This window comes from Marinobacter sp. AL4B (genome assembly GCF_019916045.1).
GTDB lineage: Bacteria > Pseudomonadota > Gammaproteobacteria > Pseudomonadales > Oleiphilaceae > Marinobacter.
Genome location: NZ_JAILWZ010000011.1, coordinates 305,873 through 320,681 on the forward strand (window position 1 = coordinate 305,873; position 14,809 = coordinate 320,681).

The 14,809-nt window shown below is 52.7% G+C and carries 12 protein-coding genes; 2 read left to right on the top strand and 10 right to left on the bottom strand.

Annotation, left to right across the window (positions count from 1 at the left end; genetic code table 11):
- Positions 1 to 2 precede the first annotated feature (2 nt).
- Genes K5L82_RS05575 through K5L82_RS05585 form a run of 3 tightly spaced genes read right to left on the bottom strand, consistent with a single transcriptional unit; the run spans position 3 to position 3,954 of the window.
- Positions 3 to 1,694, bottom strand: coding sequence for an ExeA family protein (locus K5L82_RS05575; RefSeq protein WP_133005666.1), 1,692 nt, complete (start codon positions 1,692 to 1,694; stop codon positions 3 to 5).
- A gap of 5 nt (positions 1,695 to 1,699) precedes the next feature.
- Positions 1,700 to 3,193 carry a DUF3336 domain-containing protein gene (locus tag K5L82_RS05580; protein ID WP_262492526.1) on the bottom strand — a complete coding sequence of 498 codons (1,494 nt, stop codon included), beginning with the start codon at positions 3,191 to 3,193 and terminating at the stop codon, positions 1,700 to 1,702.
- Positions 3,194 to 3,210: 17 nt separating this feature from the next.
- Positions 3,211 to 3,954, bottom strand: a complete 744-nt coding sequence (locus K5L82_RS05585) for a VacJ family lipoprotein (protein WP_228259091.1) — start codon at positions 3,952 to 3,954, stop codon at positions 3,211 to 3,213.
- Between the two features lie 133 nt (positions 3,955 to 4,087).
- Between K5L82_RS05585 and K5L82_RS05590 the strand changes: the two genes are divergently transcribed.
- Positions 4,088 to 4,495: an acyl-CoA thioesterase gene (locus K5L82_RS05590; protein ID WP_223133477.1), complete on the top strand. Its 408-nt coding sequence runs from the start codon at positions 4,088 to 4,090 to the stop codon at positions 4,493 to 4,495.
- A 6-nt stretch (positions 4,496 to 4,501) separates the two neighbouring features.
- Here K5L82_RS05590 and K5L82_RS05595 read toward each other — a convergent pair whose 3' ends face one another.
- The 3 genes from K5L82_RS05595 to K5L82_RS05605 form a co-directional block, all read right to left on the bottom strand.
- Positions 4,502 to 5,623 carry a beta-ketoacyl-ACP synthase III gene (locus K5L82_RS05595; RefSeq protein WP_133005669.1) on the bottom strand — a complete coding sequence of 374 codons (1,122 nt, stop codon included), beginning with the start codon at positions 5,621 to 5,623 and terminating at the stop codon, positions 4,502 to 4,504.
- A gap of 128 nt (positions 5,624 to 5,751) precedes the next feature.
- Positions 5,752 to 9,663, bottom strand: coding sequence for an ATP-dependent RNA helicase HrpA (gene hrpA / locus K5L82_RS05600; RefSeq protein WP_223133478.1), 3,912 nt, complete (start codon positions 9,661 to 9,663; stop codon positions 5,752 to 5,754).
- Between the two features lie 138 nt (positions 9,664 to 9,801).
- Positions 9,802 to 11,478, bottom strand: a complete 1,677-nt coding sequence (locus K5L82_RS05605; RefSeq protein ID WP_223133479.1) for an AMP-binding protein — start codon at positions 11,476 to 11,478, stop codon at positions 9,802 to 9,804.
- A gap of 165 nt (positions 11,479 to 11,643) precedes the next feature.
- On the opposite strand from K5L82_RS05605, the gene K5L82_RS05610 reads away from it, so the two are divergent.
- Positions 11,644 to 12,129 carry a MaoC/PaaZ C-terminal domain-containing protein gene (locus tag K5L82_RS05610; RefSeq protein WP_223133480.1) on the top strand — a complete coding sequence of 162 codons (486 nt, stop codon included), beginning with the start codon at positions 11,644 to 11,646 and terminating at the stop codon, positions 12,127 to 12,129.
- A gap of 4 nt (positions 12,130 to 12,133) precedes the next feature.
- On the opposite strand, the gene K5L82_RS05615 is transcribed toward K5L82_RS05610, so the two are convergent.
- The 4 genes from K5L82_RS05615 to K5L82_RS05630 are packed head-to-tail and all read right to left on the bottom strand — an operon-like array spanning position 12,134 to position 14,794.
- Positions 12,134 to 13,096, bottom strand: coding sequence for an AgmX/PglI C-terminal domain-containing protein (locus K5L82_RS05615; RefSeq protein WP_223133481.1), 963 nt, complete (start codon positions 13,094 to 13,096; stop codon positions 12,134 to 12,136).
- Positions 13,089 to 13,577 carry an ExbD/TolR family protein gene (locus tag K5L82_RS05620; protein ID WP_133005674.1) on the bottom strand — a complete coding sequence of 163 codons (489 nt, stop codon included), beginning with the start codon at positions 13,575 to 13,577 and terminating at the stop codon, positions 13,089 to 13,091. The genes K5L82_RS05615 and K5L82_RS05620 overlap by 8 nt, the downstream gene beginning before the upstream one ends.
- Complete coding sequence (locus tag K5L82_RS05625; RefSeq protein ID WP_223133482.1) at positions 13,574 to 14,104, bottom strand: ExbD/TolR family protein; 531 nt, start codon at positions 14,102 to 14,104, stop codon at positions 13,574 to 13,576. The genes K5L82_RS05620 and K5L82_RS05625 overlap by 4 nt, the downstream gene beginning before the upstream one ends.
- A gap of 42 nt (positions 14,105 to 14,146) precedes the next feature.
- Positions 14,147 to 14,794: a MotA/TolQ/ExbB proton channel family protein gene (locus K5L82_RS05630; RefSeq protein ID WP_223133483.1), complete on the bottom strand. Its 648-nt coding sequence runs from the start codon at positions 14,792 to 14,794 to the stop codon at positions 14,147 to 14,149.
- Positions 14,795 to 14,809 lie beyond the last annotated feature (15 nt).

The window sequence follows — 14,809 nt, forward strand, 5'->3', positions numbered from 1 at the left end:
ACTTAGCTACGTCCCGCCGCCGGATCGGCTACTAATCGCGGCACATCAACCCCCAGATCGTTATGAATCTGGATAACCGTCATGGCACCGGGAATACCGTCCACTGTTAACCCACGCAACTCTTGATACCAGCGCACCTGATCAGGCACTGCTAATCGTTTGATGCGATCAGCTTCTTGCTCATTGCCCCCGTATCGAGCCGCAAGCTCCATCATTCTTGAGCTAATCCACAGGGCTTGGCCTTGTTTGTCGCTGTAGATGCCGTCGCCCCGCTTAAAGTCCGGCGCTTGCCAAAGAACACGGAACTCGCCAAACCAATACGGTTCGATTTGTTGGAATGGTACGGTAACCGGCCCCTCTGCGGTCTTTAATATTGCTTTGTTACCCTGTAGTGCCTGCAAAACAACCTGGACCTCCTGCCCCGGCGCTACGCGCAAACTCAGAATCGCAGGGCGGTCAAGGAACTCCAATGTCCGGCGTGTCCCTTCACGCTGTAAGCAATCCAAACCAAGGTTTTGGGCGTGCTGGCACGGGTACGGCGCAACTTCGGGGTGATAAATTTTCCCCCACAAATCGAAGAGTTCAACATAAGCATCTTGTTTAGAAAGCCCATGCTGCTTCGGGACAAACTCGTTCTCTTCGAAACGGGCTGGCTCGTTTGGTATTTGCACCTCGAAGAAGTTCTCCTCAGCTTCCGTAGTAGCGGCCACAACCCGCTCTATAACACCCGACACCGATTGCCCGTCTTCGCTCTCTGCGAGATCTTGATATTGTGGGAGTTCCAGCACCCAAAGTGTGCCCATAATCGCGATCAGAGCCGACGCAACCACCAACCACAAATGACTGACATGGTCGCCAAACCGGGTGGGTTTGCCGTTTTTTTGCTTCAGGCCACCACTGACTTCCTTGGCTGCTCGCTTTATATGTAATGCGGTAATCTGGTGATCGCCTTCCGCGTATGCGCCCAACAAGGCACGATCACTAATCAGATTAATCAGACGAGGAATACCTTGGCTGGCGCTGTACAGTTTACGAATCGCAGCAGGAGTGAACAATTCGCCTCTTAGCCCGGCCACGCTCACCCGATACTGCAAATAAGCAGGCAGTTCTGCCTTATCAATTGCATCCAAGTGGTAGCGCGCGGTGACTCTTTGATTAAGTTGGCGCAACTCCGGCAGCGCCAGAATCCCCTGTAATTCTGGCTGTCCCAGCAGAACAATCTGCAGCAATTTCTTTTCAGCGGTTTCCAGGTTGGTTAACAGGCGAAGCTGTTCAAGTACATCCGTAGATAAGTTTTGCGCCTCATCAATAATAAGAACTTTGTGTCGGCCAGCAGCGTGGGCTTTCAACAAATCGGCATTGATGGCGTCGACCAACACCTTGATACTCGCGTCGGTAGCATGAGCAATTTCGAGCTCATCACAAACGGCTGACAGCAACTCCTGTGCGGAAAGCCGTGGGTTGAGGATCAGGGCAATATCAACGTGTTCAGGAGCGTTATCAAGAAAGCAGCGGCACACCGTGGTTTTACCGGTGCCCACTTCGCCGGTGATCACAATGAATCCGCCCTGCCCCTGTACGCCATACATCAAGTGTGCAAGCGCTTCTTTGTGGCGATCACTCAGGTACAGGTATCGCGGGTCCGGGGCAATTGAAAATGGCGGCTCTCGAAAACCGAAAAAATCGTAGTACATGGTTTCTAGTGCCTTGCCGAGTCGCTGCTGCTGCTGACCAACTTAAGTTCTGCAGCGCGACGGCTTTGATATTTCAGGCGTCGCACGCAGCGTTCCAGCGTTTTTGATATGCGTGCGTGAGAGCGAATCATAGAGATCTTCGGCCAAGTAGCCCTTTCACCCTGAAGAATCATTTCCCGCACGTATTCGGGAGTCGGGCTAGACAAAATATGACGGTAATGGCGAAGAGAATAATTCGGCGCTATGGTCACGTCACCGGAATAACGCTGCGCCATAATCGTATACATTTGACCGGATACTTGCCGCAAAAGCTCTGGCTTAACCCGTTTGCGCAAGAAATCAAATACACCCTGGCCGTGAAACGCCACTTCTGCCTTTAACAAATGCGAGGGCAAATTCAGCAGCGACAGCTTCTCATCCTGCCCCTTGGCGTTCAGAAATGGAATAACATGGGGGTTGGTTTGACTCACGATGGTAAAATTCACGTCGTACAGATGCATAAGCCGGTCAACAGGAAGGTCACTGACCACCGAACCGTCTACGAACTTCAAACGCGGCATATACGGCAAAGTGTTTCCATTGAGATCTTTCTTCATCAATGTAACCGGCGGAAACACCCCGGGCACAGCTGCGCTTGCCAGCGCGGCACTCCACATCATCAGATAAGGCGAGGTATAGCCACTTAACAACCGAGCTTTCTGATGGGTTTGTACCGGCGACACGCTAATATTTACACTTCGCCCTGTGCGCTGGTAGGCCTCTTCAAAGGTATATTCGCCGATATTGTCACGAAGACACTGCTTCAGCGTGTTCTGATCCATCAACCCATCGCCACGAATCGCGCTGAATAAACCGCGCCATTTCCAAGCTTTGAGATTGTGGTTTTCGGGCACCAACATTTCCGGTATTTCGGCATCCGAATGCACGCCCAGAATCCCAGCAATGATGGCCCCTACACTCGACCCGGCGATCACCTGTGGCAGCAGGCCCTTCTCCCACAAAGCCTTGATTACACCGAAATGAAACATGCCCAGCCCCGCGCCGCCACTGAGCAATAGCGCCGGCCGGCCAAAGCTGGTTAAGGTATCCCGGAAGAACTGAAGTTTATCGTGCACCGAGAAATTCGGCACAGGGTGGTCGCACAGGTAAGCTAACGACTCACAAACTTGCGTGATGTACTCTTCAACCAAGTGCTTGGTGCCTACCCGAGAGCGAGTGTAAAGCGCCGGATTGCCCATGTTGCCTAAGTCGTGATGAAGCCCCTCACGCAGGGCTCGCTTCAAACGTTCGAAATCGTTTTGTTGACGATACTGCTTAAGATTGCAAAGCCTGTCGTAGATCAGCTCGTAGTGATACAGATCCGAGGCGAAGTCTTCCTTCCACTCCACATTGCCTTCGAGGTAATCCAACTCCAGCGCAGCCGCTTTCCACTGCTCATAGTTCTGAGCATCCGCCAGCTGCTTACGGAATCGATTTATTCTCGGATCTTTAATCAACATCGATCTCCCGGCGCTGCTCAGAAATCGTCGAGCATCAGGTCGTCTTCGTCGTCATTGGCGAAGGGGTCAGCTGTGATCTTACCATCGTTAATCAGGAATTCACGACGCTGCAGGAAGGCATTTCTCACGAACGTGTACCGATCCCCAGAAATAAGACCTTCTGCCGGGATCAAGTCCGCGCGCTTATCGACAATTTGCAGCGCTCGAAGATAGTACACGTCAGGCTCTTCCACCGCTTCCCAAGCTGAGGGCAAGATGAACCTGTCGGATGCCAAGCCCGAGAAATGCCGCGGGGTTGATGGCCCGAGAAACGGCAACATCAGGTACGGGCCGGAGCCGACGCCCCAATACCCTAGGGTTTGACCAAAATCTTCCGGACGTTCCGGCAGATCAAAAGCCGTGGCCACATCAAAAATGCCCCCCAACCCAAATACTGTATTGAAGGTAAACCGGCCGAATGCGACAACCGCAGATTCGCCCTTAAGCTGGAACAGGCTGTTACTGAAGTTACGAATTTCTGTAAGGTTGTTGAAAACGTTAGTGACACCCCGGTCCACAATATCCGGAGTAACCGAACGATAGGTCTGCGCGACGGGGCGAAGAACCCAGTCATCAACCGTTTCGTTGAACGAAAATACACTTCGGTTCCAGCTTTCGTAAGGATCCGTCGGATTCACAGTTGTCGCGCGTTGACCTGCAGGCTCCTGCACGGTCTGAGCGACTGCAGGGGGAGTGGCCGTAACGACAAAGAGCACCAGCATTAATGCTGCGAGTATCCAATACCGAGTAGTCGTTTGAGTCATTTCAGTCTCTTGGGTTGTTTAATCTGATTCCATTAGTCGACAATACCGGCGTTGTGTTCTTTTTTTATCTCAGTCATCCGGAGGAAATTAAATGTCAGTTCAGGGAAATCTCGTCAGCTCCCTTGCCATGGCCCTGCGATGGGGCGACATGGATGCATACGGTCACGCCAACAACACAGTTTACTTTCGCTTCTTTGAAGAGGCTCGTATTGTCTGGCTGGCGCAGCTTGAGCTTGGCGGCACAGGCGAACCTACCGGTCCCGTTATTATAAAGACCAGCGCCACGTTTCTGAAGGAATTAACGCACCCCGCCACCGTTGTGGTGGAAACATACGCTGGCAAAGCTGGAAATACCAGTCTGGACACCTACCATTTGCTGAAAGATGCAGACACCGGGGGCGTGTACGCGGAGGGATATGCAAAGATTGTCTGGATCGATAAAACCACCAGAAAATCTACCCTACTGCCAGACACTCTGAGAGATCTGGCAGCGGAGTAAACGGAATCAGCGTTGGCGCACAACCACACTGCCGATGGAATAGCCGGCGCCGAAGGAGCAAATAACGCCCAAATCGCCGGCTTTCAGATCGCCTTTAAATTTATGGAACGCAATGATTGAACCGGCGGAGCTGGTGTTTGCGTACTCATCCAAAATCACTGGAGCCTCTTCAACCGTGGCATCTCGGCCCAGCACTCGACGGGCAATCAACTGATTCATATTAAGGTTGGCCTGATGCAGCCACATGCGGGCCAGATTGTCAGGACCCAACTCCAAAGACTCCAAATGACCTTGGATCGTAGACGCAACCAGCGGCGACACTTCTTTGAACACCTTCCGGCCCTGCTGAATAAACAGTTTGTCTGGTTTGCCCACGCCGGACTCATCCGCACGATTCAAAAAACCAAAGTTATTCCGGATATTGTTGGAGAATTTGGTCACCAAGCGGGTGCCAACGATCGCGAAACCTTGCCCCGGCTCCACATTTTCCTCACGCTCAACAAGCATCGCAGTGCAAGCATCACCGAAAATAAAGTGGCTATCGCGATCGCCGAAGTTCAAATGACCGGAGCAAATTTCGGGGCTAACAACCAGAACGGCACGAGCTGTTCCGTTTTCAACGGCGTTTGCTGCTGCTTGAAGACCAAACGTAGCCGAACTGCAGGCCACGTTCATGTCGTAGGCGAAGCCATCAATACCCAGGGCTTGTTGTACTTCGATGGAAATCGCTGGATAGGCTCGTTGCAGGTTGGAGCACGCCACGATAACGGCATCGACATCTGCCACGGTCTTGCCGGCTTGCTCCAGGGCTTCATTACATGCAACTACGGCCATGTCACACTGTACGGAAGGCTCGTTGTTGCTCCGCTCGGGAATGTGCGGTGTCATGCGTTTGGGGTCGAGGATACCTTCACGATCGATAACGTGCCGACGTTTAATGCCAGACGCTTTTTCAATAAATGAAGAAGACGAGGGTTGCAGCGCCGTCAGTTCACCGCGGGCTATCTCATCCGCATGCTCAGTGTTGTAAAGATCCACATACTGGTTGAAGGCTTCTACCAGTTCGTCGTTTTCGATGGTGGCGGGCGGCGTATACAGGCCGGTTCCGCTAATGACGGCTTTAATCACAATAACCCCACGTCATGGTTATAGAAACAGTTTTTGGTAATGCTCTGCCAGAAATACTAACACAGTCCTGAGGATTTGCCCGTTGGACTATCGTTCAGTAACTAGGCCTTCAACGGTCGCACATTTCATCAAACCCGGGTTAACGCCCATTGTTTATCCAAACGCTTAACCGACACGGTCATTGCCGTGCCTAATTGCTGGGCAAAAAACGACACTCGGTACTCTTCCAGCATCCAGCGATACAGATTCAACTCGGGATCGCAAACACTCAGGCGCTTTTGCTGCTCCTGCTTCTTCACGTAGCGAGTCCACAGCACATCGATACTGTGCAGAAATTCCCGCTCTTTGCCCATTTCTCTCGGCATCTTTTCCAGGCGGATGAGCGCTGCCTGAAAGTATATTCCGAAACGGGCTAGCCATTCTGAAGGCGTTTCAACAAGAAATCCCGGGTAAACAAGATGTTGAAGCTGAAATTTAATGTCCGCCATGCTGTTCGCCAAGGCCAGATTAATCTTGCCTTTTAACTGCTTTGCTACTTTTTGGTATCCCGTCATAGCTGCATGAAGGCGTTCGTCGGCCAATTCCAGTGCTGGGATAAAATCGCCCCGATGCTGATCAAACACTCGATTAAAACCATCGGAATTTCGTGGCACCTCCGCTGACAGAAAGTGTTCCATCACAGCCGAAAGCAACAAATCATCCAGCAGTGCTTTCGCTTGCCCCACCGGCGCAAACATTAACGCAGACTGCTTAAACCTAGGCAGGCGACGCTCGAGATCCGTTAAGGTGCTGCCAAACCGGTTGATGATTAATCGGGCAACACCCCGACGCATGGTTGTTTCCGCCGTCAAGGGATCAAGGCAACGGATCGCCCTCACCTGCTTTCCAAGATCTTCCAATGCCGGGTAGACGGTCACTTGCATGCCGCCCTTTTCAGTCTGAACACGTTCCGGCAACGTGCCAAACTGCCAATCCGGGTGCTCAACCACTTTGGCTCCCGCAGTGTCGTCCGACGCAGCGGTGGTCAACGCCATTTCAGCCTGATCACCCAGATTAGCCTGAAGGTCATCCGCGCTTCGGCTTTCGGCCATCACCTTGCCTTTATTACCGGTGACTTTCAGGTTCATCCGCAAATGCCGGGGCAACTCTTCTTCTGGCCAGACGTCGGGGTCTATTCGAACGCCCGTCATTCGCCGCAATTGATCGGCCAGCTTTACGGTTAAAGGTTCATTGCTGGCTTGCATGTTTTCAAGCGCGGCATCGACAAAATCCGGCACCGGTACGAAGTTTCGACGAACGGACTTAGGCAAGCCTTTCACCAGTGCAATGCATTTCTCTCGTAACAAACCCGGCACCAGCCATTCCAAACGGCGAGCGGGGATTTGCTTCAGCGCCATCAAAGGCACATTCAGGGTCACTCCATCCCGCTCACTGGTCGGCTCAAACTCGTAGCTCAAGGGGTATTTGGCCCCCTCCCATTCCAGATAGTCCGGATAAAGCGCTTCTGCGGACTGATCGACCGGCCGCTGCAGCACATCGGTTTCGGTGAGCTCCATGTTTCGCAGTGCTTCGGCGGACAAGTTCTTCCACCAATTTTCGAAATGCCGACCGCTAACGATATCGTCCGGCAAGCGCTCGTCGTAAAACGCCACCAACGCTTCGTCATCCACTAACAAGTCTCGACGCCGTGTTTTCTTTTCAAGATTTTCGACGGTATCCAGCATCTGGCGGTTTCGAGCGATAAAAGGCGCCTTTGACCGTAATTCTCCTTCTACCAGTGCCCGACGGATAAACAGATTCCGGCATTCGGCGGGGTCTACCTTCGTGTAAGGAATCCGGCGCTTCGGAACCACATCCAGCCCGTACAGAGTAACCTTCTCATACCCCATCACTTGCGCACGCTTTTGTTCCCAGTGGGGTTCAAAAAAGTGGCGTTTAACAATGTGCCCAGCCAACGGTTCCACCCATTCAGGCTGAATACCAGCCACCATGCGAGCAAACACCTTGCTGGTTTCAACAATCTCGGCGGCTACAACCCACTTGGGACCGGCTTTGGCCACTTTCGATCCTGGGAAGATCATGACTTTGCGATTACGGGTCGCCAGATATTCACGTTTTTCCACTTTCACTGCGATCTGGCCCAACAAGCCCGCCAAAATGGGCTTATGAATGGCGTCGTAGTTTGCTGGTTGCCGGTTCATGGTGAGTTTCTGATCCCGGCAAATTAACGTGAGCTGCCGATGTATATCCCGCCACTCACGCATGCGCATCCAGCTCAGGAAATTTTTCTGGCACAGTTTTTTGAGCTGATTCTGTGACAATTCCTGACGCTGCTCTTCAAACCAGTTCCAGATATTCAGCAATGTTGCGAAATCCGATTCTTTATCGTTGAACGGCGCATGGGCCTGATCCGCAGCCTGCTGTTTTTCTTGGGGCCTTTCCCGTGGGTCTTGCACACTCAGACCAGCAATCACAATCAAAACTTCTGCTAAGCTGCCATGGTCTGCCGAGGTGACCAACATTCTGGCCAACCGTGGATCCAAGGGAAGCCGAGACATAGTGCGCCCGAGCTTAGTGACCCGCCGTTTGTCATCAACCGCACTGAGCTCCTCAAGCAATTTGTAGCCATCATTAACCTGGCGGCGGTCCGGCGATTCCAGAAACGGAAATTGGCGTATTTCGCCCAAGCCAGAGGTGGCCATTTGCAAAATGACGGAAGCCAGGTTGGTACGCAGAATCTCCGGATCGGTGTATTCTGGCCGATTGATAAAATCAGCTTCGTCGTACAACCGGAAGCAAATGCCGGGCGCAACCCGGCCACAACGCCCCGCTCGCTGGTTTGCACTGGCCTGGGAGATCGGCTCAATCGGCAATCTCTGAATTTTCGAGCGTACGCTGTACCGGCTGATTCGAGCGACACCGGTATCGATAACGTAACGAATGCCCGGCACGGTGAGTGAGGTTTCCGCCACGTTGGTGGATAGTACAATTCGCCGCCCACGATGCGATTGGAACACCCGATTCTGCTCTTGATTGCTCAAGCGGGAATAAAGCGGCAACACTTCGGTATGACGCAGCTCTGCGTGCCGGAGCACTTTGCTCACGGCTCGGATTTCTCTCTCGCCCGGCAGGAATACCAATACATCACCCGGGGGCTTTTTTTCCGAGCGCTCGTGCTGCTCGATTTCCTCAATGGCAGAAAGAATGCCGTCGGTCCAGCCTTGGTCCTTATCGTCCTCATCACCGACCAACGGCCGATAACGAACATCAACGGGATACGTCCGGCCGCTCACCTCTATAACCGGGGCTTTGTCGAAAAACTCACTGAAACGTTCCACCTCAATGGTTGCCGAGGTGATAATTACTTTCAGGTCCGGGCGTTTAGGTAAAAGCTGCCTTAGGTAACCCAGCAGAAAATCAATATTCAGGCTTCGTTCATGGGCTTCGTCAATGATCAGCGTATCGTAGCGGTCCAGAAACCGATCATGTTGCACTTCCGCCAGCAAGATACCGTCGGTCATCACTTTTATTTGCGATTGCTCCGAGGTGTTGTCGGTAAATCGAACCTGATACCCCACGCGTTGGCCTACCTGCTCACCTAGTTCCTCAGCGATCCGACTCGACACGCTACGCGCTGCAATGCGCCGAGGTTGTGTATGCCCCACCAAACCACGAACGCCACGACCGAGGTTTAAACAAATTTTGGGAATCTGAGTAGTCTTTCCCGATCCAGTTTCACCGGCAACAATGACAACTTGGTGCGCCTCAATGGCTTTGCTGATGTCGTCAACCCGGTCGCTAACGGGTAAGCCTTCCGGGAAAGTTGCTAACTTGTGCATCGTCTGACGCTTTCGAACTTTTTCTTTGCCCTGCTCCAGCCAGTCGCTCATCACAACCATATCTTTTTGATCGGGCAGGCCTTTGCTTCGGGCCAAACGCCGGACAATACGAGCTGCTTCTTGCTGATTGCAATCAGCAAGTTGGCGTTTAAGGTTGGTCACATTGGATGCGGAAGCTTTGTTCGGAATCGAATCAGACATTACTTGCCATTGGCTCTCAAAGTTTCAATCAGGGTAATCAGGCGCCACAGTCTAGCCGGAAAGACACACCGTATAAACACAAAAACCCTGCCGAGGCAGGGTCTTTAGGTGCGGGAGAAGCCCCGCAGGGCAGACGGTTTACGCGTTCGCCTCTTCATCTCGCAGTTCACGACGAAGAATCTTGCCCACGTTACTCTTCGGCAGTTCTTCCCGAAACTCAAAGTGCTTGGGCACTTTATAAGCGGTCAAACGCTCACGGCAGAATTCTTTCAGCTCGTTCGCCGACACGCCTTCTTTGGTCGCGACAACGTAAACCTTAACCGCTTCGCCGCTCTTGGCATCTTCAATACCAACCGCCGCACACTCAACCACTTTCGGGTGACTGGTTACCACGTCTTCGATTTCATTCGGGAACACGTTGAAACCAGACACAATAATCATGTCTTTCTTACGATCCACAATGCGGATGTAGCCGTCTTCCTGAATCAATGCGATGTCGCCGGTCTGAATAAAACCGTCTTCTGTAAAGGACTGACGGGTATCTTCAGGGCGCTGCCAGTAGCCACGCATAACCTGCGGACCTTTCACACACAGTTCGCCGGGCTCACCCACCGCTGTTTCGTTGCCTTCATCATCAATGGTTTTGACGATGGTAGACGGGATCGGAAGACCGATAGTACCCAGTTTGATCGCGCTGCGTGGGTTAAAGGTAACCACCGGCGAGGTTTCCGTCATACCGTAACCTTCGCTGATTTCACAGCCCGTAACACGCTCCCACATTTTCGCTGCGTCGCTGGTCAAAGCCATGCCACCCGAGGCGGTCAGCTTCACACCGGAGAAATCCAATTTCTGGAAATCTTCGTTGTTGCACAGAGCGACAAACAAAGTATTCAGGCCGATGAAAGCCGAGAATTTTTGCTTCTGAAGTTCTTTTACGAAGCCCGGGATATCACGCGGGTTCGGGATCAGGATGTTGTGAGCACCGGCTTCCAGCATGATCCCGCAGTTCAGCGTGAAGGAATAAATGTGGTACAGAGGCAGCGGAGCAATAACCACCTCTTCGCCTTCGGCAACCTGATCTTCCAACATCGGGCGAACCTGAGTCAGGTTGGCAACCAGATTGGCGTGAGTCAGCATGGCACCTTTTGCCACACCGGTTGTGCCGCCGGTGTATTGCAGCACGGCCAGATCGTCCAGCTTGATTTCTACAGGGCTGAACTTCTCGCGCGCGCCCGCACTAAGAACCGCTGGCAGCTTATGGGAGCCCGTTATATTGAACGGAGGCACCATCTTCTTAACGTGCTTCACAACCGCGTTCATCAGCTTGCGCTTGATGGGTGAATGCATATCAGCCACTTCGGTGACGATAACGTGCTCAATGCCCGTATGCGGAAGCACTTTCTCAGCGTTCTCAGCCATATTGGCAAGAACCACAAGCGCTTTAGCACCGGAATCGTTAAACTGGTGCTCCATTTCCCGCGTGGTGTAAAGCGGGTTGGTGTTCACCACAATCAAGCCGGCGCGCATTGCACCAAAAACAACCACCGGATACTGAGTGATGTTTGGCATCTGAACAGCAATACGGTCGCCAGGTTTCAGGTCGGTTTTGTTTTGCAGCCAAGCCGCGAAATTGCGACTCTGAGTATCAAGATCTTTGTACGTCAGAGTGACGCCGACCGCACTGAACGCAGGCTTATCTGCGTATTTTTTAACGGCCTGCTCAAAAACATCTACCATGTTTTTGTACTTACTGAGATCTACCTCACGGGGAATGCCCGCAGGGTATTTATCTTGATAGAACTGCTCAAAATCCATCACCATCTCCTGTCTGATTGGTGGTAATCGGGCCAAAAGAGCAACCCGACTAAAGTCTCAATCCTTAAAAGTGGTGAGAGAATAGCAGTTTTGGTAACGATGAGGTAGCTTTCAAAAATCTATCCGCCTACACCATCCACATGCCCTTTATCACCAGAGGTCACTATGAGCGACACCTTGGACATTCTTGAAAATATTACCTACAACGAACTGAATGAAGGTGATTCCGCAACCTTCACCCGCACCCTCACCGAAGACGAACTGGTTTTGTTTGCTGCAGTGTCAGGTGACGTAAACCCAGTGCATTTGGATTCAGAATTTGCGGCAGACACCCTGTTTAAAGAACGCATTGCACACGGCATGTGGAGTGGTTCGTTAATCTCTGCTGCACTCGCGACGGTTATGCCTGGTCCCGGCACCATCTATTTGGATCAGACCTTGTCATTTAAACGCCCGGTAAAGCTAGACGACACACTTACCGTAAAACTCACCGTCTCTGAAAAAGGCGCAAAAAACCGCGTCACACTGGCGTGTGATGTTCGTAACCAAAACGGTGACCAAGTCGTGGTCGGGGAAGCCAAGGTCATTGCACCGACTGAAAAAGTCTCCCTGCAAAAACCCCGCTTGCCGAAAATCACCATCGAAGGCTAAGCACTTAGCCCGGAAGGAAGTCGATCGGAAACTGAACCTTCCGGGTGCTCACCTGAGCCGCCCCGAAATCAAACATTTGCACCCTCATGGCAATACGCTGCTCCAATGTCGGATTGCTCAATTCGGACGCTACCACACGGCAAGCGGATACAGAGCCATTAGGCTCGATCGTTAGCTCCAAGGTAACCTTACCCTCAAGCGTCGGATCTTTCCTGAGCTCTCTCTTATAAAGCGAGTACAGAACACTCTTCTGAGCAGCGAAAACCTGACGAATATTGCTCATAGCACGTTGTTTAGAGGATTTGCGCGCCGTTTTTTCGGCCTTCGCTACAACCACTTCCTCGGGCGCTTTCACATCCGCAACCTGATGGCCTGCAACCACAACTTCTCTGGCCGGACCTTCACGGGTTTCGACACCACCGCTGTTGGCCAGCGCATCAGCGCTCGGCGAATCCGCTGACAAACCGGTCGCTTCCGCAGCGGGCACATTAGCCGTAAGTTTTCGTCTGTGTTGCGGCTGGTTTTTGGTTAGAGCCTGCAGCCGATTTTTCATGGCGAACAATCCGGACTTAGATGCGGTTTCACGAGCCTGTTCTTTAGTTTGCGTAGGCTGATTGATTACCTCAGGGACAACGTCGGGTTGCTGAGGCTCAGGGGCCGGCTTCGGCATCACCTTCTCTTGCGCTATCGCGGGCACAGGTTCAGGCTCTGGCTCGGGTTCTTTGACTGGCTCAGGCTGTCTGGGTGGCTCCGGAGGGGGCGGAGCAACCAATTTGGCAAGCCGCGGCGGTATCCGCTCCGCTTCAGCTCGATCAATCTCGGAAATATCCAGGCCAGGAATCAGCACTGCCGGTACCAAGAACAGACCCAACACCACCGCCATGATCACACCGAAGCGAGCGTTTTCTGCGCGATCGCGACTCCACGACAAGCGAGTATTCGCGTGACGTTTAACGCGATCAACCATTGCTGACCTCCGCTTCCACCGCGAGCCGGACCTGGCGAAATTGCTCGTCAACACAGGTTTGCATAATTCTGCGCAACAATCGGTAATCGGTATCTCTAGCGGCCATGATGGTAATTTCCAGCCCTTGTTCGGGCACCGCATCCCATCGACTTCTGCGGTAAGCCAACTCATCAGACAAACCGTCTATTCGCGTATCTGTCGCTTCAATCCCGTCAAGCGTAGCCACTTCGCGGCCCTGCACGAGTATCGATTGGCCAACAACCTGTACGGTCAGGTTTTCGACTGCCTCCTGCTCCGCCGTTGAAGTCGGCAAAGGCACATCGGCATTGTTCTGCATCACTTTGACGTCGGACGAGTTCACCATCAGAAAGAACACGAGAATGGTGAATATGTCCATCAAAGACACCAGATTCAAACCACCGGCCTTGTGCATTCGGCGGTAATGGCGCTTGCGCATCCGGGCTCTGCGAGATGCTTTCATACGCCCTCCCCGTCTTCGGCATTAGGGCTTTGCGCCAACACACGGTTTTCGGCGGCATCCATCAGTGAAACATCCGGAAACAGTTCGGCCTCCACCACACTGGTTGCCACAACCGCAGGGTAGGAGCGCACCGTATCCATCACCGATACCAACGTTTGATAATCAACGCTAGGCCCAACCTCCAGGATTACATCGGTTTTATCGGGAACGTGGCGCTTGATCTGTTGCAGCACGCTGCGCAGCCCATGGTAATTTTGAGCCTCACCGGAGATGGGCAACACTTCGATAAGACCGTGCTCGCTGTCAGCGATTTCCAAGCCCGTGGGGATGACCGTGACAACCAGTCGCAAATCTTCTGCTGCGGGCACGTCGCCTGCTTCCATACCCGGAAAGTTAAGTTCGATCATGCGAACCTGGCTGAACACCATGCCCAAAAGCAACACTGGCACCAGCACGATCATCAGATTCATAAAGGCCGTAATGTCCAGTTCCGCCTCGGTGGTTAACCGGCGGTGTCGACGTCTCATATCGCCCTGCTCCTGTTCAAACTTGTTTGAGAACCTGACGGGTCACGCCGCAGCGTTATGAGCTTCAGGCTCAGTCACAATGTTCAGGAGTTTGACGCCTGCCATTTCGAAGCTATCAACGATTTCATTAGTGCGGGTTTGCAGCAGCGCATGGAACAACAGTAAGGGGATGGCGGAGATCAAACCGAAGGCTGTGGTGTTCATAGCAACGGATATACTTTCAGAGAGCAGACTCGCCTTCTGGGCCGGGTCAGCTGCGGCCACAGCCGTAAAAGCGGCGATCAACCCAATGATGGTTCCAAGCAGGCCGAGCAACGTTGCAACGTTTGCCAAAGTCGCTAGATACTGGGTTCGTTTTTCCAGCCTCGGAAGCACTTCCATCAAGCCTTCTTCCATGGCGTACTCGATCTCTTCACGGCGACTGTTATTCAACAAGCGTGCAATACCTGCACCGAGCACAGAGGCAATAGCGCTGTCCGAGCTGCTTGCTGCCTTCATTGCGCGAGAATAATCCCGCTTTTGTAATGCCGGCAGAATGCCGCGTTCGAACGCCATGCGATTGCGGCGGCGAACCGAACCCAGGTAAACGAATCGTTCCAAAGTGATCGCTAACCCAATCGCCAAAACGACCGCAATCGGGTACATGAAAGGACCACCGTCCTGGAAGAATCGGATAAGAGTGTCGAGCATGATGTTGTTCTCCGT